The organism is Acidovorax soli (assembly GCF_900107605.1).
Taxonomy (GTDB): Bacteria; Pseudomonadota; Gammaproteobacteria; order Burkholderiales; family Burkholderiaceae_C; genus Acidovorax; species Acidovorax soli.
Map to the genome: position 1 here is coordinate 16,139 of NZ_FNQJ01000030.1, position 23,368 is coordinate 39,506.

The 23,368-nt window shown below is 67.7% G+C and carries 24 protein-coding genes; 12 read left to right on the plus strand and 12 right to left on the minus strand.

The genetic code is table 11. The features are described 5' to 3' along the window. Positions 1-2 precede the first annotated feature (2 nt). Positions 3-1,463 carry a sensor histidine kinase gene (locus BLW02_RS15820; protein ID WP_092700089.1) on the plus strand — a complete coding sequence of 487 codons (1,461 nt, stop codon included), beginning with the start codon at positions 3-5 and terminating at the stop codon, positions 1,461-1,463. Between the two features lie 92 nt (positions 1,464-1,555). Here BLW02_RS15820 and BLW02_RS15825 read toward each other — a convergent pair whose 3' ends face one another. The 3 genes from BLW02_RS15825 to BLW02_RS15835 are packed head-to-tail and all read right to left on the minus strand — an operon-like array spanning position 1,556 to position 3,660. Next, complete coding sequence (locus tag BLW02_RS15825; protein WP_092700091.1) at positions 1,556-2,212, minus strand: sporulation protein; 657 nt, start codon at positions 2,210-2,212, stop codon at positions 1,556-1,558. A 12-nt stretch (positions 2,213-2,224) separates the two neighbouring features. Then, complete coding sequence (locus tag BLW02_RS15830; RefSeq protein ID WP_092700093.1) at positions 2,225-3,076, minus strand: biotin--[acetyl-CoA-carboxylase] ligase; 852 nt, start codon at positions 3,074-3,076, stop codon at positions 2,225-2,227. Beyond that, on the minus strand, positions 3,076-3,660 hold the full coding sequence (locus BLW02_RS15835) for an SET domain-containing protein (protein WP_092700095.1): 585 nt from the start codon (positions 3,658-3,660) through the stop codon (positions 3,076-3,078). The genes BLW02_RS15830 and BLW02_RS15835 overlap by 1 nt, the downstream gene beginning before the upstream one ends. Before the next feature lie 131 nt (positions 3,661-3,791). Here BLW02_RS15835 and BLW02_RS15840 point away from each other — a divergent pair, with 131 nt between their 5' ends. The 6 genes from BLW02_RS15840 (at position 3,792) to BLW02_RS15865 (ending at position 10,756) form a co-directional block, all read left to right on the plus strand. Continuing rightward, on the plus strand, positions 3,792-6,704 hold the full coding sequence (locus BLW02_RS15840; RefSeq protein WP_092700131.1) for a DNA topoisomerase III: 2,913 nt from the start codon (positions 3,792-3,794) through the stop codon (positions 6,702-6,704). Between the two features lie 93 nt (positions 6,705-6,797). Then, positions 6,798-7,568, plus strand: coding sequence for a tyrosine-protein phosphatase (locus tag BLW02_RS15845; protein WP_092700097.1), 771 nt, complete (start codon positions 6,798-6,800; stop codon positions 7,566-7,568). Positions 7,569-7,810: 242 nt separating this feature from the next. Further along, entirely contained in the window at positions 7,811-8,788 is a 978-nt protein-coding gene (locus BLW02_RS15850; protein WP_092700099.1) for a Bug family tripartite tricarboxylate transporter substrate binding protein, read from the plus strand. A 222-nt stretch (positions 8,789-9,010) separates the two neighbouring features. Beyond that, positions 9,011-9,628: a class I SAM-dependent methyltransferase gene (locus BLW02_RS15855; protein WP_092700101.1), complete on the plus strand. Its 618-nt coding sequence runs from the start codon at positions 9,011-9,013 to the stop codon at positions 9,626-9,628. A 2-nt stretch (positions 9,629-9,630) separates the two neighbouring features. Further along, positions 9,631-10,398, plus strand: coding sequence for a tRNA-uridine aminocarboxypropyltransferase (locus BLW02_RS15860; RefSeq protein WP_244273722.1), 768 nt, complete (start codon positions 9,631-9,633; stop codon positions 10,396-10,398). Between the two features lie 106 nt (positions 10,399-10,504). Further along, entirely contained in the window at positions 10,505-10,756 is a 252-nt protein-coding gene (locus BLW02_RS15865) for a hypothetical protein (RefSeq protein WP_026435493.1), read from the plus strand. 62 nt (positions 10,757-10,818) lie between these two features. On the opposite strand, the gene yjjJ is transcribed toward BLW02_RS15865, so the two are convergent. Further along, the gene (gene yjjJ, locus BLW02_RS15870) at positions 10,819-12,168 is read right to left on the minus strand and encodes a type II toxin-antitoxin system HipA family toxin YjjJ (protein ID WP_092700105.1); all 1,350 of its coding nucleotides are present in this window, start codon (positions 12,166-12,168) and stop codon (positions 10,819-10,821) included. A gap of 174 nt (positions 12,169-12,342) precedes the next feature. Between yjjJ and BLW02_RS15875 the strand changes: the two genes are divergently transcribed. Together BLW02_RS15875 and BLW02_RS15880 are read left to right on the plus strand one after the other, a co-directional pair. Then, a complete protein-coding gene (locus BLW02_RS15875) occupies positions 12,343-12,915 on the plus strand; it encodes a DUF1439 domain-containing protein (RefSeq protein ID WP_092700107.1) in 573 nt (190 codons plus the stop codon). Between the two features lie 257 nt (positions 12,916-13,172). Continuing rightward, entirely contained in the window at positions 13,173-14,228 is a 1,056-nt protein-coding gene (locus BLW02_RS15880) for a pirin family protein (protein ID WP_092700133.1), read from the plus strand. A gap of 18 nt (positions 14,229-14,246) precedes the next feature. On the opposite strand, the gene BLW02_RS15885 is transcribed toward BLW02_RS15880, so the two are convergent. Genes BLW02_RS15885 through BLW02_RS15895 form a run of 3 tightly spaced genes read right to left on the minus strand, consistent with a single transcriptional unit; the run spans position 14,247 to position 17,086 of the window. Continuing rightward, on the minus strand, positions 14,247-14,702 hold the full coding sequence (locus BLW02_RS15885) for a carboxymuconolactone decarboxylase family protein (protein ID WP_092700109.1): 456 nt from the start codon (positions 14,700-14,702) through the stop codon (positions 14,247-14,249). Continuing rightward, positions 14,674-16,071, minus strand: a complete 1,398-nt coding sequence (locus BLW02_RS15890) for a lyase family protein (protein WP_092700111.1) — start codon at positions 16,069-16,071, stop codon at positions 14,674-14,676. Before BLW02_RS15890 ends, BLW02_RS15885 begins: the two co-directional genes overlap by 29 nt. A 16-nt stretch (positions 16,072-16,087) precedes the next feature. Next, the gene (locus tag BLW02_RS15895) at positions 16,088-17,086 is read right to left on the minus strand and encodes a Bug family tripartite tricarboxylate transporter substrate binding protein (protein WP_092700113.1); all 999 of its coding nucleotides are present in this window, start codon (positions 17,084-17,086) and stop codon (positions 16,088-16,090) included. Positions 17,087-17,184: 98 nt separating this feature from the next. On the opposite strand from BLW02_RS15895, the gene BLW02_RS15900 reads away from it, so the two are divergent. Both BLW02_RS15900 and BLW02_RS15905 read left to right on the plus strand, forming a co-directional pair. Then, positions 17,185-18,081, plus strand: a complete 897-nt coding sequence (locus tag BLW02_RS15900; RefSeq protein ID WP_425285669.1) for a LysR family transcriptional regulator — start codon at positions 17,185-17,187, stop codon at positions 18,079-18,081. A 111-nt stretch (positions 18,082-18,192) separates the two neighbouring features. Beyond that, entirely contained in the window at positions 18,193-18,663 is a 471-nt protein-coding gene (locus BLW02_RS15905; protein ID WP_092700117.1) for an FKBP-type peptidyl-prolyl cis-trans isomerase, read from the plus strand. 27 nt (positions 18,664-18,690) lie between these two features. Here the strand turns inward: BLW02_RS15905 and BLW02_RS20245 are convergent, their stop codons facing one another. Genes BLW02_RS20245 through BLW02_RS15930 form a run of 5 tightly spaced genes read right to left on the minus strand, consistent with a single transcriptional unit; the run spans position 18,691 to position 22,633 of the window. Further along, positions 18,691-19,332, minus strand: a complete 642-nt coding sequence (locus BLW02_RS20245; protein WP_244273723.1) for a hypothetical protein — start codon at positions 19,330-19,332, stop codon at positions 18,691-18,693. Continuing rightward, entirely contained in the window at positions 19,332-19,850 is a 519-nt protein-coding gene (locus tag BLW02_RS15915; protein ID WP_092700119.1) for a carboxymuconolactone decarboxylase family protein, read from the minus strand. Before BLW02_RS15915 ends, BLW02_RS20245 begins: the two co-directional genes overlap by 1 nt. Before the next feature lie 14 nt (positions 19,851-19,864). Then, positions 19,865-20,845: a Bug family tripartite tricarboxylate transporter substrate binding protein gene (locus tag BLW02_RS15920; protein WP_092700121.1), complete on the minus strand. Its 981-nt coding sequence runs from the start codon at positions 20,843-20,845 to the stop codon at positions 19,865-19,867. Positions 20,846-20,877: 32 nt separating this feature from the next. Continuing rightward, positions 20,878-21,708: an SDR family NAD(P)-dependent oxidoreductase gene (locus BLW02_RS15925; RefSeq protein WP_092700123.1), complete on the minus strand. Its 831-nt coding sequence runs from the start codon at positions 21,706-21,708 to the stop codon at positions 20,878-20,880. 19 nt (positions 21,709-21,727) lie between these two features. Then, entirely contained in the window at positions 21,728-22,633 is a 906-nt protein-coding gene (locus tag BLW02_RS15930) for an amidohydrolase family protein (RefSeq protein WP_092700125.1), read from the minus strand. Positions 22,634-22,749: 116 nt separating this feature from the next. On the opposite strand from BLW02_RS15930, the gene BLW02_RS15935 reads away from it, so the two are divergent. Beyond that, positions 22,750-23,286, plus strand: a complete 537-nt coding sequence (locus BLW02_RS15935) for a LysR family transcriptional regulator (RefSeq protein ID WP_092700127.1) — start codon at positions 22,750-22,752, stop codon at positions 23,284-23,286. The last annotated feature ends 82 nt before the right edge of the window (positions 23,287-23,368 follow it).

Consider the following 23,368-nt stretch of genomic DNA (forward strand, 5'->3'; position numbering starts at 1 on the left):
CCTTGAAAATCTTCCAGCGCGAGCAGCGCTCCCTGTTCGGCGAAATCCTCGACTGGATGCTCACGCCGCTGCTGCTGCTGTGGCCCGTGAGCCTGGCGCTGACCTGGCTGGTGGCGCAGGGCCTGGCCAACAAGCCGTTTGACCGTGCGCTCGAATACAACGCCCATGCGCTGGCGCAGCTGGTGACGGTGCAGCACAGCAAGGTGCAGTTCAACCTGCCCCAGCCAGCCAGCGAGATCCTGCGCGCCGACGATTCCGACATCGTTTACTACCAGGTGATGGGCCCCGGGCGCAAGCTGCTCTCGGGCGAACGCGATCTGCCGCAACCCGAAGACGACGACCGCCCCGCGCCCGGCGACGTGCGCCTGCGCGACGCCGAGTTGCGCGGCGTGGAGATCCGCGTGGCCTACATCTGGGTGCGCCTGCCGCTGCCCGATGCGCCGCTGGCCCTGGTGCAGGTGGCCGAAACGCGCGAAAAGCGCAGCGTGCTGGCCACCGAAATCATCAAGGGCGTGATGCTGCCGCAGTTCGTCATCCTGCCGCTGGCGGTGCTGCTGGTGTGGCTGGCGCTGGCGCGCGGCATCCAGCCGCTGAACCAGCTGGAGCAGCGCATCCGCGAGCGCAGCCCCGACGACCTCTCGCCGCTGGACGACCGCACCGTGCCGCTGGAAGTGGCGCCGCTGGTGTCGTCCGTCAACGACCTGCTCACGCGCCTGGGCGACTCGCTGGCCACGCAAAAGCGCTTTCTGGCCGACGCGGCCCACCAGCTCAAGACACCGCTGGCGGGGCTGCGCATGCAGGCGGACCTGGCCCAGCGCGAGGGCACCAGCACCGAAGAGCTCAAGCGCTCGCTGCAGCAGATTGGCCGCTCCAGCATCCGTGCCACGCACACCGTCAACCAGCTGCTGGCGCTGGCGCGTGCCGAGGGCAGCGGCGCGGGCATTGCCCGCGTGCCCTGCGACCTGGCCCGCCTGACCATCGAGGTGGTGCGCGACTCGGTGCCGCGCGCGCTCGACAAGCAGATCGACCTGGGCTACGACGGAGCCCAGCCTGGCGCCCCCGGCGTCTGGGTGGATGGCAACCCCACCTTGCTCAAGGAGCTGGTGCGCAACCTGGTGGACAACGCCATCAACTACACCCCCTCCACCCCCGACAAGCCCGGCGTGGTCACTGCCCGCGTGCTGGCCGACACCTTTGGCCATGTGCTGCTGCTGCAGGTGGAAGACTCGGGGCCCGGCGTGCCCGAGTCCGAGCGCGAGCTGGTCTTCCAGCCCTTTTACCGGGCGCTGGGCAGCGAGGCCGACGGCTCGGGCCTGGGCCTGCCCATCGTGCTGGAGATCGCGCGCCAGCATGCGGCCGAGGTGCTGCTGGAAGATGCCCACCCGGGCCAGCAACCACCGGGCGCGCGGTTCACGGTGCGCTTTGCCGCGCGCTCGCCGGACGCCGATGCTCCGCAGGGCTGAGCCCGCCCGGGTACAGGCGGTGGGTTGCTGTTGAAACGGCAGCATGTAGCGCTTTGCTATAGAGCGCTGCAGCCGTTTTTCTTCCAATTGTCTCAGGGGCAGGCGCGCAGGGCCTTGTCGCCCAGGGCCTGGCGCAGCTGGGTTTCGGCCTGTGCGCGCGTGGCGCTGTCCAGGGCGGGCAGGCGCAGCGTGAAGCCCTGGGCCTCGGCCCGTTCCGCCACCACTTTGGCGGTGCGCACGCCCTGGCCGTTGAGTGTGGCCAGCGCCCGCTGGGCGGCTTCTTCTGTGCCAAAGCGGCCCAGCGACAGGCCCGGCTCCAGGGCGGGGTTGCCGGGGCGGTCAAAGGGCAGCTTGCGGGCGCGCAGCTCGGCGCGTTTCTTTTCCAGCGCCTCGTCGTCGGCAAAGCGGCCCATGTACACCATCCAGCGCCCGGCAATGGTGATGGGTTCCAGGCTCCAGCTGTCTTGCGGCAGGCCGGCGGCGGCGCTGCGCACGGCGTCGGCCTGGCGCGTGTTCAGCACACCGGCCTGCAGGCACACCGTGGCGGCCTCGGCAGGGGCCTCGCTGGCCACCGGGGCGGTGTCGCGGGCCGGCAGTATGCGCAGCGTCTCGGGGCGGATCTGCTGCGCCAGGCGGTGGGGCTCGGACTGCTCGGCCGGCGCCAGCCCCCAGGTGCGCAGCCAGCCCTGCGACCAGGCGTAATAGCCGGTATTGGCCAGCAGCAGGACGATGGCGGCAAGGCGCAGCATGGGGCAGGTCCTTCAGGCGGGGGGCGCGGCCGTGGGCCGTACGCTGATTTCAGAGCTGGTGATGGCCTGCATGCCCTGCACGGTGTGCACCAGCAGCGCGCCATCTTCGGCCACGCCATGGGCCATCCCGGCCTGTCCGTCGCTGAGCGTCACTGCGCGGCCCTGCAGCACGTCGCGGGTGGCAAACCGGGCCTGCATGGGCGCGAAGCCATAGCCTTCGAACGACTGCAGCATGGCCACCAGCGGGGGCACGATGCGCAGCAGCGCGGTGGGTGCATCCAGCCCCGGCTCCACCTCCTGCAGGCTGCCGGGCGCCATGCTCAGGCCCTCGGGGCTGCGCGGCAGCACGTTGATGCCGATGCCCACCACCACATAGCGGGCGCTGGCGGGGCGGGCTGCTGCAGCCGCCTGGGGGGTGACGAAACTTGCCGTCTCCACCAGGATGCCGCCGAGCTTGCGGTCGCCCGCAGCGCCGCCCAGCCAGAGGTCGTTGGGCCACTTGAGGCCCACGCGTGCCGGCTGCTCCACCTCCTGGGGGGGCGGCAAGGGCTGCAGGCTTTCGGCCACGCTCACCCCCACGGCCAGCGACAGGCCCGACCAGTCGGCCGGTGCCAGCGGGAGCCCCAGGGACATCATGAGCGAAGCCCCCACGTCGCTTTGCCACACTCGCCCCAGCCGCCCGCGCCCTGCCGTCTGCTGCTCGGCCACCAGCAGGGTGGGCTCGCACTGGCCGGCGCGTGCGCGGCGCATCAACTCGGTGTTGGTGGAGTCGATGCTGGGCAGCACCTCGACGGTAAAGCCGGGCAGCAGGGGCGCCACGGCCTCCCAGATGGCCTCGGCGGGCCAGCGGATAGGTTGCTGCATCACTGCGATGGCTTGCGCCGTGGTTTGGAGGCCGCCTTGGCTTTTTTGGACGCCGTTTTTGCCGGCTTGGACGGCGGCAACGGCACCGGCGGCGCCCAGCCGCGCTTGGGTGCCAGCAGCGTGCCCCGGCAGTTCTTGCTGCCGCACCAGCAGGGGTATTCGGCCTTGAGCTTCTTTGTATAGCGCTCTTCGATGATCAGGCCGTAGTCGTAGTTCAGCTCTTCGCCGGCCTTGATGTTGCGCAGCGCCGTGATGAAAATGCGGCCGTCCCGCTCGTCGGCGTAGCAGTTGGGGTTGCAGCTGTGGTTGATCCAGCGCGAGGAGTTGCCGCCGAACTTGGCGTCGATCACATGGTCTTCATCCACATGGAAGTAGAACGTGTGGTTGGGTTGCAGGGGGTCGTGCGGGTGGCGGTCCTGCGCTTCCTGCCAGCCGATGACCTCGCCGGTGTACTCCACCAGCACCTCGCCCTCGGCAATGTCCTGCACGGCAAACACGCCCTTGCCATGCACGCCCGAGCGCCGGGTCTGGATGCGGCGGCCCGGGGCAATGGGGGGGACGGCAGGCGATGCGGAGCGGGGCATGGCAAAAACTCTGTTAACTTGATGGTGCACACAGGTGTGCGTGCGCGTGTATGCGTGTGCATGCGCGTGAGAGCCGAATTGTAGAAGCGCCCGCAGCCCGGGCAAGCCAAATGACAGGCGAGAGCCCCCAAATGACCAAGACCCTGGTAATTGCAGAAAAACCCTCCGTCGCGCAAGACATCGTGCGCGCACTGACGCCCGTGGCCGGCAAGTTCGACAAGCACGAAGACCACTTCGAGAACGACCGCTATGTAGTCACCAGCGCCGTGGGCCACCTGGTGGAAATCCAGGCGCCCGAGCAGTTTGACGTGAAACGCGGCAAGTGGAGCTTTGCGCACCTGCCCGTGATCCCGCCGTTCTTTGACCTGAAGCCCGTGGACAAGACCAAGAGCCGCCTGAATGCGGTGGTCAAGCAGGCCAAGCGCAAGGACGTGACCGAGCTCATCAACGCCTGTGACGCGGGCCGCGAGGGCGAGCTGATCTTCCGCCTCATCGAGCAGTACGCCGGTGGCAGCAAACCGCTGGGCAAACCCGTCAAGCGCCTGTGGCTGCAGTCCATGACGCCCCAGGCCATCCGCGATGGCTTCGAGGCCCTGCGCACCGAGCAGCAGATGGCCGGCCTGGCCAGCGCCGCGCGCAGCCGCTCCGAGGCCGACTGGCTGGTGGGCATCAACGGCACGCGCGCCATGACCGCGTTCAACTCGCGCGACGGCGGCTTCTTCCTGACCACCGTGGGCCGCGTGCAGACGCCCACTCTGTCGCTGGTGGTAGAGCGCGAAGAAAAAATCCGCAAGTTCGTGAGCCGCGACTACTGGGAAATCCACGCCACCTTCGGCGCCGAGGCGGGCGAGTACCCCGCCAAGTGGTTCGACCCCAAGTGGAAGAAAGGCGAGGATGTGGAAGCCCGCGCCGACCGCGTGTGGTCTGCCGCCGAAGCACAGGCCATCGCCAACGCCGTGCGCGGCCAGCAGGCCACGGTCACCGAAGAGAGCAAGCCCACCTCTCAGGCATCGCCGCTGCTGTTCGACCTGACCAGCCTGCAGCGCGAGGCCAACGGCAAGTTCGGCTTCTCTGCCAAGACCACGCTGGCCCTGGCGCAAAGCCTGTACGAGCGCCACAAGGCCCTGACCTACCCGCGTACCGACTCGCGCGCGCTGCCCGAAGACTATCTGCCGGTGGCCAAACAGACCTTCGAAATGCTGGCCGACAGCGGCATGCGGCATCTCGCGCCGCACGCGCTCACGGCACTGAACAACAACTACGTGCGCCCGTCCAGGCGCATCTTCGACAACAGCAAGGTGAGCGATCACTTTGCCATCATCCCCACCACGCAGGCGCCGTCGGGCCTCTCCGAGGCCGAGCAAAAGCTGTACGACCTGGTGGTGCGCCGCTTCATGGCCGTGTTCTTCCCGAGTGCCGAATACACCGTGACCACGCGCATCTCGACGGTGGCGCCCCACAGCTTCAAGACTGAGGGCAAGGTGCTGGTCAAGCCGGGTTGGCTGGCCATCTACGGCAAGGAAGCGGCCGATGAGGTGGAAGGCGGCAAGGACGGTGACAAGGGGCAGAACCTCGTGGCTGTGCAGCCCGGCGAGAAGGTCAACACCCTGCAGGTGGACCCCAAGGGCCTCAAGACCAAGCCGCCCGCACGCTACTCCGAAGCCACGCTGCTCGGCGCCATGGAAAGCGCGGGCAAGCAGATCGACGACGAAGAACTGCGCTCTGCCATGCAGGAAAAAGGCCTGGGCACCCCGGCCACGCGCGCGGCCATCATCGAAGGGCTGCTGACCGAAAAATACATGCTGCGCGAAGGCCGCGAGATCATTCCCACGGCCAAGGCCTTCCAGCTCATGACGCTGCTGCGCGGGCTGGAGGTGGAAGAACTCTGCCGCGCCGACCTGACCGGCGAGTGGGAGTACAAGCTCTCGCAGATGGAAAAGGGCCAGCTCAGCCGCGAAGCCTTCATGGCCGAGATCGCCGCTATGACCGAGCGCATGGTGAAAAAGGCCAAGGAGTACGACCGCGACACCATCCCTGGCGACTACGCCACGCTCGAATCGCCTTGCCCTAACTGCGGCGGCGTGGTGAAGGAAAACTACCGCCGCTTTGCCTGCGTGGGCAAGCCAGGCGCGGAGCCCTGCGGCTTCAGCTTCGGCAAGTCGCCCGCAGGCCGCACGTTTGAAACCGCCGAAGCCAACGCCCTGCTGCGCGACAGGAAGATCGGCCCGCTAGAGGGCTTCCGCTCCAAGGCGGGCTGGCCCTTCACGTCCGAGATCGTCATCAAGTACGACGACGAGGCGCACAACTACAAGCTCGAATTCGACTTTGGCGACGACAAGAAGGGCGAGGAATCCGGCGAGATCGTGGAGTTCGAAGACGCATCGCTGGGCGCCTGCCCCATCTGCGGATCGGAGGTGCACGAGCACGGCAGCAACTACGTGTGCAGCAAGGCCGTGCCCACCGCCGCGCAGCCCACGCCCAGCTGCACCTTCAAGAGCGGCAAGATCATCCTGCAGCAGCCCGTGGAGCGCGAGCAGATGACCAAGCTGCTGGAGACCGGCAAGACCGACCTGCTCGACAAGTTCGTGAGCATGCGCACGCGCCGCGCCTTCAAGGCCCACCTGGCGTGGGACAAGGAGGCGGGCAAGGTCAACTTCGAGTTTGCGCCCAGCAAGTTCCCGCCACGCAAGCCCGCCGCTGGCGCCTACGCGACCAAAACCGCAGGTGCCGCAGGCAAAACCGCCGCAGCCAAAAAGGCGCCCGCCAAGAAAGCTGCGGCCACCAAGACCGCTGCCGCCAAGACACCCCGCAAGGCCGCCGCAGGCAAGGCGCCCAGCGCTGCCCTGGCCGCCGTGATCGGCGCCGAGCCCGTGGCCCGGCCCGAGGCCGTCAAGAAGATGTGGGAATACATCAAGGCCCACAACCTGCAGGACCCCAAGGACAAGCGCACCATCGTCGCCGACGACAAGCTGCGCGCCGTATTCGGCAAGGACAGCGCGGGCATGTTCGAGCTGGCGGGCATCCTGGGCAATCACCTGGGCTGATGGGCAGGAGGTGGTGACAGAGCGGGCCATAGACTGTCACCCGCATGGGCTAAGCTGGATCCACCTCCCGTCCACACACTCAAACCCCTGGCCATGCAGCAGCAACTTTCCACGCTTTCCAGCAGCCCCACCCGCTCCCTGCCATTGACGGGCGCCAGCAATTTCCGCGACCTGGGCGGCTACACCGGCCACGGTGGGCAGCCGGTGAAGTGGCGCCGCCTTTTCCGCTCGGACCACCTGGCGGCACTCACGCCGCAAGACCAGGCCCTGCTGGCCGAGCTGGGCGTGGCCCGCGCGGTGGATTTTCGCGGCCAAGCCGAAAGCGCGGCCCATGCCTACGCCCTGCCCGGCGTGGCCCGGCACCCGCTGGCCATCGAACCCACCGTGGTGCAGCGCGCCCTGGAGCTGCAACGTGCTGGCCGCCAGCTCACTGCGCAAGACGCCGTGGCGCTGATGCAGGAGACGTATCGCGGCTTCGTGCACGACAACGCCCCGCGTTTTGCAGCGCTGTTTCGCCTGCTGCTGGCCAGCGACGCGCCCACCGTCTTCCATTGCACCGCCGGCAAGGACCGCACCGGCTTTGCCGCCGCCCTCATCCTGCTGGCCCTGGGCGTGCCGCGCGACGTGGTCATGCACGACTACCTGCTCACCAACGCGCTCTACCAGCGCCCGCCCGGCATGGGCAGCAACGCCCCCGAGGAGGTGCTGCGCGTGCTGTGGCGCGTGCAGGAAGAGTTTCTGGATGCGGCGCTCCACTCGGTGGACAGCGATTTTGGTGGCGTGCAGGCGTATCTGGTGGAGGTGCTGGGCGTGGATGCCGCCGCGCAGAAAGAGCTGGCGGGGCGGTATCTGCAGGCAGTGTGATGTGTGGCCATGGGCGTCGCCTGTCAGGCGCTGCCATGCACTTTTGAATTACCTGCGCTGAGGCTCTCGCAGCACAAAACTGGCCGTATCGCGTGTCACCTTGCCCTCGGGCGGGCAGAGTGCAGTGCGCAAGCACGGTGAATGCTTCATGGGGATGCGGTCGCGGCAGAATGGGTGGGCAGGCATCGGCTTCGCATTGCGGGGCTGCACGCCGTCACAAAAACCCCAAGGAGACACCCCCCATGCTGCATCGCCGTCTTGTACTTTCCGTGGCCGCCGGCCTCGCCCTGGGCTGCGCCTCGCTGGCCCATGCGGCCTGGCCTGACAAGCCCATCAAGCTGATCGTTCCATTCCCGACCGGGCAGGCCACCGATATCTTTGCGCGCGCCCTGGCCGAGCAACTGGGCCAGCGCCTGGGGCAGAACGTGGTGGTCGAAAACAAGGCCGGGGCAGGCAGCAACATCGGCAGCGAGTTCGTGGTGCGCTCGACCCCCGATGGCTACACGCTGCTGGTGGCGGGCAGCGCGATGGCGGTGAACCAGACGCTCTACAAGAAGGTGTCGTTCGACCCCACCAAAGACCTGGTGGGCATTTCGCTGATTGCCAAGGTGCCACTGATCTTTCTGGCTACGCCGGGCTCGGGCATCACGTCGATGAAGCAGCTGGTGGAGCAGGCGCGCAAGGCGCCGGGCCGCCTCAACTATGCCAGCGCGGGCATTGGGGGCACGCAGCATCTGTCGGGCGAGATGATGAAGTCGCGCGCTGGCGTGTTCGTCACCCACATTCCCTACCGGGGCAGCGGCCCGGCGCAGGCGGATTTTCTGGGCGAGCAGGTGCCGCTCATGGTGGATTCGGTCACGGCCGCGCTGCCGCACATTCAGAGCAAGCGCGCGGTGCCGCTGGCCGTGACATCGGCGCAGCGCTCGTCGCAACTGCCCGAAGTGCCCACGGTGCGCGAGAGTGGCGTGCCCGAGTTCAAGGACTTCGAGGCCGTGGGCTGGCTGGGCTTGATGGCGCCCAGAGGCACACCGCCCGAGATCACCCAGCGCCTGAACCGCGAGGTGGTGGATCTGCTGCGTGGCGAGCCGCTGGCGCGCTTTATCCGGGATCGGGGTTCGGAGCCCGCACCCACCACGGGCGCCGAGTTGGATCGCTTCATCGCCAGCGAAATAAAGCAGTGGGGCGCCGCGGTGAAGGCGTCGGGTGCGTCGGTCGATTAGGGGCTGCCCACACCCTGCGCAGAGACTGCGGCGCTGGCCTCAGGGTGTCCAAGCCGTGCGCCTTCTGTCGCCAGCCCCGGGCCCCGCCCGGCGGCAATGGCCCGGCGCAAGCCGTGCCTCCACCCCGCTGCGCGATACTTGGGCGCATACGGTAGTCGGCACTGCCTGCTCCGGCATACGGGGATGCAGGTGTAGTGCGTCCCATGGCCGAAGGAGTGGCGAGTGAAATCTGCAAGTGATCAATGGTTTGACGAGGCCTACTACCAGCGCTACTACTACGACAAGAAAACCAGCGTGATCGACCCCGAGCACGCCGAGCGGCTGGGCGACTTTGTGTGCAGTTACCTGCAGTACCTGCGCGTGCCGGTGCAGCGGGTGCTCGATGTAGGCTGCGGCATCGGCCTGTGGCGTGCGGCGCTGGCGCGGCATTTTCCCGAGGCCAGCTACCACGGCGTGGAGTTCAGCGAATACCTGTGCACCCGCTTTGGCTGGGAGCGCGGTTCGGTGGTGGACTATCAGGCACATGACCCGGCCGAGCCCTTCGATCTGGTGATCTGCCAGGGCGTGCTGCCCTACCTGAACCCGTCCGACCTGAAACTGGCCTTGCGCAATCTGGGCCAGCTGAGCCGGGGCGCGCTGTATGTGGAAGCCGTCACGCGCGAAGACTACGAGCGCGACATCATCGACGACGAGCTGACCGACCCGCGCCTGTTTCGCCACCGGGCCGAGCTGTACCGGCGCGGCCTGCAGGAAGGGTTTGCCGAGATCGGCGGCGGCGTGTGGCTGAGCCACCGGTGCGAAGTGCCGCTGTTCGCGCTGGAATGCGCGGGCGGGCGTTGAGCATGTCTTGCGTGCCCGCACCACCCCATGCCGTTGCCCGCCAGCGCGCCGAGCGCCTGGCGCGCAGCTCCAAGCCTTTTCTGGCGCGCGGCGGCCCGCGCGGCGAGCGCTGCCCCGGTTGCCGCCTGCTGCCCAGCCACTGCCTGTGCGCGCTGCGCCCGGCCGTGCCCACACGCGCGGGCGTGTGTCTGCTGATGGGCGATGTCGAGGCGCTCAAGCCCAGCAATACCGGCTGGCTGATCGCCGATGTGGTGGCCGACACCTTTGCCTTCGGCTGGGCGCGCACCGTAGTGCACCCGGATCTGCTGGCCCTGCTGGCCGATCCGCAGTGGCAGCCGGTGGTGGTGTTTCCGGGCGAAGGCGTGGCGCCCGAGCGCATGGTGGAGGCCCTGCCCTGCAACGCTGACACAGAAGCCCCGGGCGGCACCACCGGCAAGCGCCCGCTGTTCATCTTGCTGGACGGCACCTGGCCCGAGGCGCGCCGGATGTTTCGCAAAAGCCCCTATCTGGATCGCCTGCCCGTGCTCCGCCTGCAGCCCGGGCAACGCTCACGCTACCGCCTGCGCCACACCCTGCACGATGACCACCTGTGCACCTGCGAGGTGGCAGCCCTGTGCCTCGAACTGGCCGGCGAGACCCGCGCGGCGCAGACGCTGGAGGCTTACCTGGATGTGTTCACCCACCACTACCTGCAGGCCAAGAACCAGCTGCCGGTGGACGAGGGCAACGCGCTGCACCAGCGCCTGCGCGATGTCAGCACAATGGCCTGAGCCTGCGCGCAAACTCCGGTGCCTTGCGCCGGTGCCTTACAGTAGCCGCCCTGCTGGCTGCAAGCCAGGCCCACCCCCAACACACCAGCCCCCCGGGCTACCCCCTATGACCAAAGACCTGGCACGACAGAACGAACTCAAACCCATGGCGCTGTGCGAGCCCTGCCAGGGCATCCAGCGCAACTGGCGCAAGGCGCCCGGCCACGCCGAACTGGTGCAGCGCGGCAACCGCAAGGAAGACCGCGATCACGGTGAAGTGACCATCACCCGCTATGTGTGCGACCGCTGCGGCACGGCCTGGGAGTACGAGAACGACAAGAGTAACCAGAAGGCGGGCTGGTCGGTGGTGGGGCGCTGAGTCAGCGTTGATTTCTTCAATTGCTCTTTTATTGATAGCTGTTAGCGCCTTTTCAATAAGGGTTAGCGACCAATATGGTTTGCATTTTCTGCAGCGATGACTCGGAACTCCGACGAAATTCGCCCATCCTCCGTAGCCGCCTGCCAGAACTGCAGCGCCAGTGCCTTCGCCTCCTGCCACTCGCCCAGCGTGGCGGCCGTGGGTTGCAGCGGGCGGCTGGCAAAGTCGCGCGGCACCAGCTCGCCACCCACGGGCGCATACAGCATGGGCAGCATGTCGTAGGTGGGTGACAGCGCCCAGTCGTCGCCCTCCAGCACCAGCGAGATGTTGCCGTAGTGCCGGTCGGTGTTGGCGATGAGCTGGCCGTAGGCCTCCAGCAGGCGCAGGGTGCGGGCATCGGCCTGCGTGAGCAAGTTGCGCGTGGCCATGCGGTTGGCGGTGGCGGCCCAGTTGTCGATCTCGCCCACGTATTCGGCGTTGTAGACCTGGAGCGAAACCATGCCAATACGTCCGCCCAGTCCGCCCATACCCTGCGGGTCGTTCGCTGGCACCGGTGTACGGTCAAAGCGCTCGGATTCCAGAAACACGCGCCCCGCGCCCGTGAAGAGCTGCGTGCGCGCGGCCGGCAGCCCCGCCTGTGCCAGCGTGTGCAGCGCCAGGTGTTCGCACACCAGCAGGTCGCGCATGCGCTGGTCAGCCGGGGAATCGCCAGCGGGCGAGAACTTCACGAGGACATGCCGCCCGGCGGTGAGGGTGCAGAACTTGGGCTGCTCGCCGCCCGCCGACGAGCCCGCGTGCGTGCCCCGCATGGCCTGCTCGGCCAGCTGGGGGTAATCAAAGGCCGAGGCGGCGCGCGATGCACGCACGGGCAGGGTGTGAAAGCGCTGGAACGCGGCCTCGCCCATGATGAGGTTGCCTGGCAGATCGTCGCCATACAGCGTCATTGCGCGCAGCACGTCGTCGTCGCTCCAGTGGCGTGGGTCGTGGCCCAGTTGCAGTTCGGGGTGGGCATGGGCAAGGGTGCGGCCCATGAAGCCCTGGGGCCGCATGTCGTCCAGAAACCAGGGCAGACCATCGTGGCGGCGATGTTCGCCATCGACCTCGTCCACCCAGAAAGCGCCCCCTTCCAGCGGCACCATGCGCGCAAACGGCGATGGGCGGCCCTGTGCGTCAATGTGCATCACCAGCACTTCGTTGCCCACACCGGGTACGGTGCGGGGCAGCACATAGCGTTGCGATCGCGCCGCGCCCACCTTCTGTACCTGGCCGGCATGGATCAGCGGAGCCAGCGCACGCGACACCGTGGGCTGGCTCACACCCAACAGGTTCTGCAGCTCGGCGCTGGTCAGCACGCCGCCTTGCCGGCGCAGGGCCTGCAAGGCGTCGGGGGTGAGTTCGTGGGGACTTTTCATGAATGATTATATGAATAGATATATTTTCGTAAAATTCCATTGAATTCAATGGATATATTGAATATCTGAATAGATAAAAATAATACGTTTAATGGTATGGCTTCGCAAAGATCAACGATGGTGCGGCACCTTTTCAGCGAAGCCGTGTCCCACCTGTATTCCAGGAGACCACCCATGCTGCATCGCCGCCGATTTCTGACCATCGCCACCCGCGCCATGGCCCTGGGGGGGGCGGCGCTGCTGGGGGCGCGCGGTGCGCAGGCCCAGCCCAGCTACACCGTGCCGCTGGCGCAGTTGCAGGAGATGGTGGGGCAGAAGTTTCCGCGCAGTGTGCCGGTGCAGGGGCTATTGGATTTGACGGTGCAGGCGCCGCGCCTGCGCCTGCTGCCCGAGGTGAACCGCCTGGGTGCGGTCATGGCGGTGGATGCGGCAGGCCCTGCGCTGCGGCGCAGCCATGCGGGCAGTTTCGATGTGGAGTTTGCGCTGCGCTACGAGGCCAGCGACCGCAGCCTGCGCGCCCACCAGATCCGGCTGGGGCCGCTGGATTTCCCCACCCTCAAGCCCGCCGTCACCGAACTCATCAACGCCTACGGCCCGGTGCTGGCCGAGCAGGCGCTGCGCGAAGTCACGCTGCACCAGCTGCGCCCGCAGGACACGGCCGTGTTCGACGGCCTGGGGCTGCAGCCGGGGCCCATCACGGTAACGGCCAAGGGGCTGACGGTGGCCTTTGTGCGCCAGCAGCCTTGAATCCGCTGCGGTGCAGAACGCTTCTGTTTTGATAGCTTTTGGCGATTGATGCAAAAGCGCTTGAGGCGTATTTCATCCAGAATATGCCGTCCAGAGAGGCTGTGCGCCTTGCACGATGTCCGAGGGGGCCCATTCCACCGTCCTGCACAGTGCACCGCAGTGTTCCATCCGGCGCACTTTCGCTGCGGTAGCGTTGGCCCCATATTCCACCCACATGCCGCCCCATCGTGGTGGTGCACCTGCCAAAGGAGTCCCTGATGCCGTCGTCCCCAACCACCGCCACCCTGCCCATCGTGCAAGCCCAGGCATTGGGCCCGCTGTGGCCCACGGTGGACCCGTTCCTGTTCTGCGCCCACCATGACGACGCCTACCCCGCAGGCAACGGTGCCTTTGCGCCCGCCGTGTCGCTGGAAGACCGCCAGATCGGCAGCGATTTCAGCCGCAAGGACGGCTGGAGCATGTACCACGGTGACACCGTGCCGGGCTTTCCGGGCCACCCGCACCGCGGTTTTGAAACGGTGACGCTGGTGCGCAAGGGGCTCATCGACCATTCCGACTCGCTGGGCGCGGCCGCGCGCTTTGGCGGCGGCGATGTGCAGTGGGTCACGGCCGGCAAGGGCATCGTGCATTCGGAGATGTTTCCGCTGCTCAACGCCACCGAGCCCAACCCGCTCGAACTATTTCAGATCTGGCTGAACCTGCCAGCGCGCAACAAGATGGTGGCGCCGCACTTCACCATGCTGTGGAACGAGCGCATTCCGCGCCTGGTGCACCGCGATGCCGCAGGCCGTGCCACCACGGTGACGGTGGTGGCGGGGGCCTTGCCCGGCGCACCCGCACCGCTGGCGCCGCCACCCGAGTCCTGGGCCTCGCAGCCCGAGGGCGACGTGGCCATCTGGACGCTGCATCTGGAGCCCGGCGCCCAGTGGACGCTGCCTGCGGCACAAGGCCAGGGCACGCGCCGCATGCTGTACTTCTTCGTGGGCGACAGCCTGCGCGTGGGCCCGCAGGACGTGGACCGCCACGCCGCGCTGGAGGTGGTAGCGGGCCAGGACTGGCTGCTGACCAACACCGGCGCCAGCGCCGTGGAATGCCTGCTGCTGCAGGGCCAGCCGATTGGCGAGCCCGTGGCGCAATACGGCCCCTTCGTGATGAACACGCAGGCCGAAATCATGCAGGCCATGAACGACTACCGCCGCACCCAGTTTGGCGGCTGGCCCTGGCCCGAGCAGGACCCGGTGCACGGCACCGAGGCGCGGCGCTTTGCGCGCTATCCGGGCGCGGACGCCGAGGAACAGCCTCCCAAGGCTTGAGAGGCTGAGACGGCAAGCTCAGGGCGCGAAGCTGGCAGCCTCCGGCGTGCGGCCCAGCTCCTTGAGCACCTTGAGCGTGACCGCCATGCCGGTGTTGCCCGCGGGCACGCCGGCATAGACGGCGGTCTGCAGCAGTACCTCGCGGATGGTGTCCAGGTCCAGGGGCGCGGCCTCGCTGTCGGTCGGATCGGCCTGCAGCCCGGTGCGTATGTGCAGCTCGAACTCCTCCCAGCGGCCCATGGCGGCCGTGATGGCCAGCACCATGATGCGGCGCGTGCGGCGCTCCAGCCCCGGGCGGCTCCAGATGCCGTCCCAGGCATAGGCGGTGATCATGCGCTGGAACTCCACATTGAGCACATTGGCGTTCTCTACGGACCGGTCCACCCAGGCATCGCCCAGCACGCGACGGCGGTTAGCCAGGCCTCGCTGCAGGCTGTCGGTGGCTTCAGGAACAGGTGTTGGTGTGTTCTGCATTTACAGTGCTTTCTTCAAAGGCGGCTGCTGAATGGGTTGCCAGAAGGGCCAGGCACTCCCGCTGCGAAGCCTGCACGGCCTGCTGCGGGTCGCAGGCCAGGGCCAGCGCGCAGCGCAGCAAAGGCAACCGTTCGGGCGCGGTGCGGTCGGCGGCCCATTGCAAGAGCAGCTCCTGCAGCTCGCACTGCTGCTCCAGCGCCAGGGGCGCGAGCTGCTCCACTGCGGCCAGAGCCTCATGCTTGCCGGTGAAGGGCGCCAGCGCATGCACACAGGCTTCCGAAAACACCAGGCCCCGCAGGCTGGCCACATGGTCCAGCATGCGCCGGGGATGAACCTGCAGCGTCTGCGCCGCATGGCGCAGCGCCGCGGCCGCGCCATGGGCGTGGCGCCACAGGTCGGGCCACTGGGCGACTTCCGCCTGCCATTCACCCAGCGCGCGTTCATGGGCCTGTGCCATGCAGCCCAGCAGCAGGGCGGCCAGCGGCGGCACGGCCTGGGCCTGGGCCACGGCCTGCATGCAGTGCACGGGATTGCGCTTGTGCGGCATGGCGCTGGAAGTGCTGCCGCGCGCGGCCTCGCTGATCTCTCCCACCTCGTATTGCGACATCAGCGACCAGTCGCGCGCCAGCTTGGCCAGGCTGCCGCAGCAGACGGCCACTTCCATGGCCAGGCGCATCCAGGTGTCGCGCTGCGTATGCCAGCTGCGGCCGCTGGCCCCAAGGCCCAGGTTCCGCGCCAGCGCCTGCTCCACCGCCAGCCTGTGCGTGCCCAGGGTCGCGCCGTTGCCCACGGCGCCGCCCAGTTGCACGCACAAGGCCTGGGGCGCCAGCTGCGCGAGCTGGTCGATGCTGCGTTGCAGCGCCGCGGCCGACTGCGCGCATTTGAAGCCGAAGCTCGTGATCTGCGCTGGCTGCAGCAGGCTGCGCGCCAGCATAGGCGTGGCTGCATGCCGCGTGGCCAGCTCCACCAGCGCTGCGACCAGGGCGTGCAGCTCGGCCAGCAGGGCTTGCAGCGCCTGCTGGGTGAGCAAGGCGCTGGCCGTGTCCACGGCATCCTGTGTGGTCGCACCCCAGTGCAGCCAGGGCAGGCCTTGGGGGGCATGGGCTTGCAGCCACTGCTGCAGCGGCGTCACCAAGGCCAGGCCCAGCGCACCGCTGGCGCGCGCCTGTTCGGCGATGCTGTCGCGGTCCAGCGGCGCCTGAGCGCAGGCGCTGGCAATGGCCAGGGCCGCAGGCTCCGGAATCAGCCCGCAGTCGGCCTGCGCCCGGGCCAGGCCGGACTCGAAGCGCAGCAGGGCCTGCAGCCACTGCGCATCGGAAAACCAGGCACCGCCGCCTGCCGGGCCCAGATAGTCGTTCACCAGGGTCATGCTGCTCGTGCCGGCTTCAGGCCGTGGCTCCCGACGCCTTGATCACCGCCGCCCACTTGCTGCTTTCCTGGCGGATGCGGGCTGCGTACTGCTTGCTGTCGCCCAGCAGCGGCACGGCGCCTTCCACCTCCAGGCGCGACTGGAAGCTGCTGGAGGCCGCCACCTTGAGAATGTCGCGCCCCAGTGCATTGACCGTCTCCTGCGCCGTGCCCTTGGGGGCCAGCACGCCATAGGTCAGCGAGCTTTCGAAATCCGCCAGGGCCGGCACGCCCGACTCGGCCACCGTGGGCACGTCGGGCAGCTGCGGCTGGCGCTTGGCGCCGGTCACGGCCAGGGCGCGCAGCTTGCCCGCTTTCACGAGCGCCATGGCCGCCGGGATCACGCCGAAGCTGAAGTCCACATTGCCGCCGACCAGATCGGTCAGCGATGGGGCCGTGCCCTTGTACGGCACGTGGATGGCCTTGGCGCCCAGGGCGTGGGCGAACATCTCGCCTGTGAGGTGGCCGCCCGTGCCCGAGCCGCTGGAGGCGTAATTGAGCTCGCCGCCGCGGCGGCGCAGCAGCTCGGCCAGCTGGGCCAGGTTCTTGGCGGGTGAAGCCGCCGGCACCACGAGCAGCAGGGCCGAGGAGGCGAACATGGCCACCGGCTGCAGATCGGTGGAGGCATTGAACTTGAGGCCCGGGTAGAGCGAAGGATTGATGGACACCGTGCCCGTATGGCCCAGCAGAAAGATGCTGCCGTCGGCGGGTGCGCGTACCACCATCTCCGTGCCCAGATTGCCGCCCGCGCCGGCCTTGTTCTCCACGATCATGCCGTAGCCGAAGGCCTCGTTGAGGCCGTGCGCCATCTGTCGCGCCAGCACATCGTTGCCGCCGCCGGGCGCGAAAGGCACGACGATGCGCGTGCTGCGCCGCTGTCCCCAGGCGGGCAGGACGGCCGCGCCCAGGCTGGCCGCCACGCCGGCGGCCGCGGTGGCCAGCCACTGGCGGCGGCGAAGGATATCGGACTCGCGCATTTCTTGTCTCCTTGAAAGTTCGTTGTCCGCAGTGTGGTCCAGGCCGGCGCCGGAAAACAGGGCTTGCGGCTGGTATTTGTTTGAAGAAAATGTGTGAAATGGATGTCAGATACATACACAATTTCTTGCGCGTCGTGCAGACGGGCTCCATGTCCGAAGCCGCGCGCCAGCTCGACCTCAGCCCCTCGGCCATCGCCCAGCAGATGCGCGTGCTGGAGGTCGGCCTGGGTGCTCCCCTGCTGGTGCGCCATGGCCGCAGCGTGCGCGCCACAGCGGCCGGCGAGCGCCTGTTCGAACGCGGGCAGCGGCTGCTGCAGGACTTCGACGGCCTGCGCGCATGGGTGTTGGGCGATGCCGATGGCGGCGAGCTGCGCCTGGGCACGGTGAACACGGCCCTGCACGGCTTTCTGCCCACCGTCATGCAGGCCTTCGTGGCCCGCCATGAGCAGGTGCGCATCAGCGTGCGCGCCGGGCTCACGCCCGAGCTGTACACCGCCCTGGTGCAGTCCGAGCTGGACGTGCTGATCTGCCTGAAGCCCTCGTTTGACCTGCCCAAGACCGTCTGCTGGGCCGAGCTGCGCGAGGAACCCCTGGTCGTGCTGTGCCGCCGCGAGGACGCGCACCAGGACCCGCTGGCGCTGCTGCGCAGCCGGCCCCTGGTGCGCTACGACCGCGCGCTGGCCGGCGGGCGCCTGGCCGACCGCTACCTCAAGGCACAGGGCATAGTTCCCGTGGAGCGCATGGAGCTCAATTCGGTGCTGGCCGTGGCCATGATGGTCGACCAGGGCCTGGGCGTGGGGCTGGTGCCCGACATCGGCAGCGTGCTGGCCCAGGGGCGCGACGTATGCACGCTGGCGCTGCCGAATGGGGCGGGTGCGGGCGGCGACGGCCGCGCCCCGGATGCGCGCAAGGTCGGCCTGCTGTGGCTCAATACCTCGGCCCGCGCGCGCTGGGCGCGCAGCCTGCTTGAATGCGCGCGGCAATGCCTGGGTTGACGCGGCAGGGGAGCCCTGATCGTGCCCCGGAATAGCCCGAGTCGCCGACAATGGCTGTTTTGTGCGGTGCATGGGCCTGGTTCATGCGCCGCGGTTCCCGAAAGCCAAACCATGAACATCACCAAAGACACCGCCGTCACCATCACCTACAAGGTCACCACGCCCCAGGGCAAGCCGCTGGATTCCGGCAGCCTGTCGTACCTGCATGGCGGCTATGACAACATCTTTCCCAAGGTCGAAGCGGCGCTGGAAGGCCAGGCCGTCGGCTTCAGCGCGGCGCTTGATCTGGCCGTCGAAGACGCCTTTGGTGCCCGCGACGAAAGCCTGGTGCGCACCATCCCCAAGGCCGAGTTTCCCCCGGGCGTGAAGGTGGGCGGCCAGCTGCAGGGCGCGGGCGCCGATGGCCAGCCGCAGGTGTTCAATGTGGTCAAGATCAAGGGCCCCGAAGTGCACCTGGACGGCAACCACCCGTTGGCCGGCCAGGCGCTGAAGTTCAGCTGCAAGGTGACCGAGGTGCGCGCTGCAAGCGCCGAAGAGATCGCCCACCGCCACGTGCACGGGGCGCACGGCCACCAGCATTGATGCTGCGGGCGCGGCGCCCGATGGACCTCAGGGCGTCGCCAGGACCCGGAACATGGTGCGCTTGGTGTTGGTGAAATGCGGGCGTGCAATATCGCTCCAGGCCGTGGCGCGCACTGCCAGCCAGGCGGGTGAGCCCAGGGCTTCCTCGGTGATCAGGTCGTAGCAGGCCAGCGACAGCGGGCCGTGGTCGTGGTTCAGCAGGCGTCGGGCGTGGATGCAGCCGGGCACGGCCGCCAGGCCTGGCATGTGCTCGCCGTCGTACCAGCGCGCAATCTCGGGCATCCATCCGTCTTCGGGGTCCATCTCGACCACATAGTGCGCTGCAGGTGCTACGCCACTGGAATGGCCGGGGCGCTCGAACACCAGCTCCAACCGCGACAGCAAGAGCTGGCGCGCACCGGGCAGGGCGCTGGCCAGGGGGGCCTGCAGCGGTGCCAGGTCGGCGGCGGCCAGCATGGTGCGCTGCGCCAGCGCACAGTACAGATAAGCGCTGCGCAGCGTGGGCGACCAGGCGATGCGCTGCACGCGCAGGCCCACTGGGCTGTGCGCCAGCGCCGCCTGGACTGCACCGGTTGCCTGCTCGGCCAGGGTGGCATTGGGCGGGCCGCCTTCGGGCCAGTCGATCTGCAGCAGTAGAAAGTCGGTGGGGTGGGGGGCGTGGGGCTGCATCAATGTCCGATCTGCAAGGCAACGAGAAAACGCGACACCATGTTGTAGGCGCCGATGGTGGCACACAGGTCCACCTGGCCCTGTGCGCTGAAGTGTGCGCGCACCTGCTCGAAAAGGGTGTCTGGCACGTCGATGTCGCGCGTCATGGCGTCGGTCAGTTGCAGCGCCACGCGCTCGGCCGGCGTCCAGTGGGCATCGGCCAGCAGTGCGGGGCTGCGTGTGGCGTCGATGGCCTGCTGCGTCTTGCCGGCCTGGAGCGCGTGCGGTACATGCGCGTCGAACTCGTAGGGCGCGCGGTTGAGCACCGCCACGCGCAGGATCACCAGTTCGCGCAGGCCGGCGTCGAGGCTGCTGCGGTTGCGCACGGCCGAGAGCATCTGCTCCCAGCCATGGGCGATGGGCGGGCTGTTGAGCAGCGCCTGGTACAGCACCGAGATGCGGCCGCGCTCGGCCCGGATCTGTGCTTCTTGCGTGGCGAGTTCCGGGCGCGTGCCCGGTACGATGGGGTCGACTCTCATTAGGCAGGTTCCGGTCAATCAGGGGTCACGTTGTTGGCACGCACGACGCGGGCCCATTTTTCGCTGTCGCTGGCCAGTACCTTGGCCAGTTCGGCTGGGGTGGAGCCCGCCACTTCAGCGCCCGACGCTTCGAGCTTGGTCTTGACTGTGGGCACGGCTAGCGCGCGGCGTACAGCTTGGCTGACGCGCTCGGCGTCGGCAGGTGGTGTGCCCTTGGCGGCAAATAGCGCGTACCAGTTGTCTGAGTCCACGCCGGTGATGCCCATCTCGGCAAAGGTCTTCACGTCGGGGAAGCGCGGATGGCGCTTGTTGGCGGCCAAGCCAATGGGCTTGAGCTTGCCAGCGGCGATGTGGCCGACCAGGCCGGGGATGTCGCCGAAGAAGCCATCGACATGGCCCGCGATCACGTCAGTGATGGCCGGTGCCGCACCCTTGTAGGGGATGTGCGCGAGCTTGATCTTGGCGTGCTCGTTGAGCAACTCCATCGCTAGGTGCGGCACGCTACCGGTGCCCGACGAGGCCATGGTCAGTGGGGCCGTGGCGCGGCGCGCGGTTTCGACGAACTCGGCGCCGGTGTTGTAGGGCGCCTTGGCGTTGACCACCAGCACCTCGACGTTGTTGACCAACAGCGATACGGGCGTGAGGTCGGTGGCCGGCTTGTACGACAGCTTGGGGTACAGGGTCGGGTTGATGGCCACGGCCCCCACGCTCGTGAGCCACAGTGTTTGCGCATCCGGAGCGGAGCGCGAGACGAAGTCGGCTGCGATGGCTCCATTGGCGCCGGCTTTGTTCTCGACAATCACGGTGTGGCCCAGTTCTTTGCCCAATTGCTCGGAGAGCGTACGTGCCACGAAATCTACCGGGCCGCCGGGTGGAAAGGCGACGATAAGGCGCGTTGTCTTGGGTTGAGCCACTGCGGCTCCCGACAGGGTCAGGGCGACGGCGGCAGCCAGGCCCAGGGTCACGGTGCGGCGCGCGAGTTGCAGGGAAGTCATGGGTGTCTCCTTTGGGGTTAGGTGAAAAATGTTTAACCGCAGCGCACCGACATGCCGCCGTCCACCACGATCTCGGTACCGGTAACAAAGCGCGATTCATCGCAGGCCAGATACAGCGCGGCATTGGCGGTATCGCGCCCGTCGCCCATGAAGGGCAGTGGAATGCGGGCCTGACGCTCGCGCAGCAGCGCCTCGACGTCGCCGCCCGCGCGCTGACCGGCCAGGCGCGCCTCGACCATGGGCGTGTGCAGCTGGCCCGGCACCACGGTGTTGGCGCGGATGCCCTGCTGGGCGTACTGCACGGCGAGCACGCGCGAGAACTGGATCACGCCGGCCTTGGTGGCGGCATAGGCGATCTGCGCTGCGCCGGTCCAGCGAAGGCCCGAGGTCGACGAGATATTGATGACGTTGCCACTGCCCTGCGCCAGCATGTGCGGTAGCGCGTGCTTGCAGGTGAGGAAAACGCTCTTGAGGTTGTGGTCGATCTGCGCGTCCCACACCTCCTCGCTCATCTCGACCGGTCCACCCTTGGCTGAACCGCCGACGTTGTTCACCAGCACGTCGAGGCGGCCGAATTGGGCCACGCATTCGGCAATAGAGTCATGGATGGATGCGCTGCTTGTCACGTCGCAGGCACCCGCGGCGAAGCGGCCGCCAACCTGGGCAATCAGCGCGGCGGTTTCGCCCAGGCGGTCGGCATCGCGGTCTACGCCGAACACCAGCGCGCCTTCTTGTGCAAAGCGCACGGCGATGGCGCGGCCATTGCCCCAACCGGCGCCTACCGAGCCGGCGCCGGTTACGAAGACTGACTTTCCAGCCAGGCGGCCCTGGGGGTTGACGGGGGTGGAGGCATCGAATGTCATGGCAAGTCTCGGCAGGGCATCAAAGGACAGGAGCTGTGGCGCCCGTGGCGCTGAAGCCGTAAAGCTTTTGGGGATTGTTCACCAGTAGTGCCTGCAGCGCGGCGGGTGTGGATGCGATCTCCGTCAGGCTGTCGACCAGCTGGCCGTCGTCGGGCACATGGGTGTGGTTGGGGTGCGGCCAGTCGGTGCCCCACAGGCAGCGGTCGGGGGCGGTCGCGACCAAGCGGCGCGCCAGGGCGATGCCGTGCGCATAGGGTGGGGCCGGGTCGATGCGGTCGATGCCGCTCACCTTGATGTAGAAGCGCTCGTCGCTGCGCACCAGCTGCTCTAGCGCAGCGAAGTCGGGGTGGTCTGCGCCGAGTGTTGCGTCTACGCGGCCCATGTGGTCAATCACCACCGGCACGGCGCTTTGGCGCAGCATGGGGGCCAAGCTGTGCACCAGGCTGCTCTCGAAATGCACTTGCAGGTGCATGCCCACGGCGGCCAGGCGCGGCGTGAGGGCGACGATGTCTTCCACGCTGGCCGACGCCGTCAGGTGCTTCATGAAATTGAAGCGGACGCCGCTAAACCCAGCCTCGGCCAGGCGCAGCAGCTCTGCGTCGCTCACTGCTGCGGGCACCAGGGCTACGCCCAGGTAGTGGCCGCCACCAGCGGCGATGGCGTCTTCGACCACGCGGTTGTCGAATCCGTGCACGGCCGACTGCACGATCACGCAGCGCGAAATGCCCATCTGACGGTGGAGAGCAAACAGCGTTTCCTTGCCGGCATCGACCGGCGTGAAGCCGCGCGACGCGGCGTAGGGGAACGCGGCGGCGGGGCCGAAAACATGCACATGGCTGTCGCAGGCACCCGTCGGCAAGACCAGCGCTGGTCTGCGGGGCTGTAGCAGGTAGGTCAGTACTGGGGGCTGGGTGTCGTGTGTCATCGCCGTCAGCAAAAATAGTTGACCGATTGTGGGTTGCAATCTGCTTTTTGCGGTCTGCTTTTGGCCTATACCAGTTATCCGTAAAATGCATTGCGATGCATCTTTCTGGGGCTTCGATGGATCTGACGCGCCTGCAGTATTTCGTGGCCGTGGCCGAGGCCGGTAGCTTCAGCCGCGCTGCGGCCGCGCTGCACCTGTCGCAGCCCGCACTGAGCCGCCAGGTGCTGCTGCTCGAAGAAGAGCTGGGCCAGCGACTGCTGGAGCGCACGGGGCGCGGTGCCACGCTCACAGACTCTGGAGAGGCCTTGCTGGGTCATGCTCGGGGCATTTTCGAGCTGGCAGAGCACGCTTGCGCCGACATGGCCGAGCGTCAGCGCAGTCCCCGTGGGCGCCTGACCATCGGCCTGCCGCCACGCGTGGCGCATGTGCTTACGGCCGACCTGGTGCAGGGTTTCCTGCGGCAGTTTCCCGACGCATCCATCACCGTCGAGGAGAACCTGAGCATCCGCTTGCGTGAGTGGCTTGTGGCCGGACGTTTGGACCTGGCGGTGCTGTTCGATCCGCCACATTCGCCTCAGTTGCAGACCGAAACCCTGGTGCGCGAGCCCATGGTGCTGATCAGCACCCAGTCGCTACCGGCTAAGAGCGGCTAACAAAACGGCAAGAGCCTTCGGACGCAGATGACACAGCAAGCCAGGGAGAGCAACGCGACGTGAATGTCGATGCGGCGCTCGA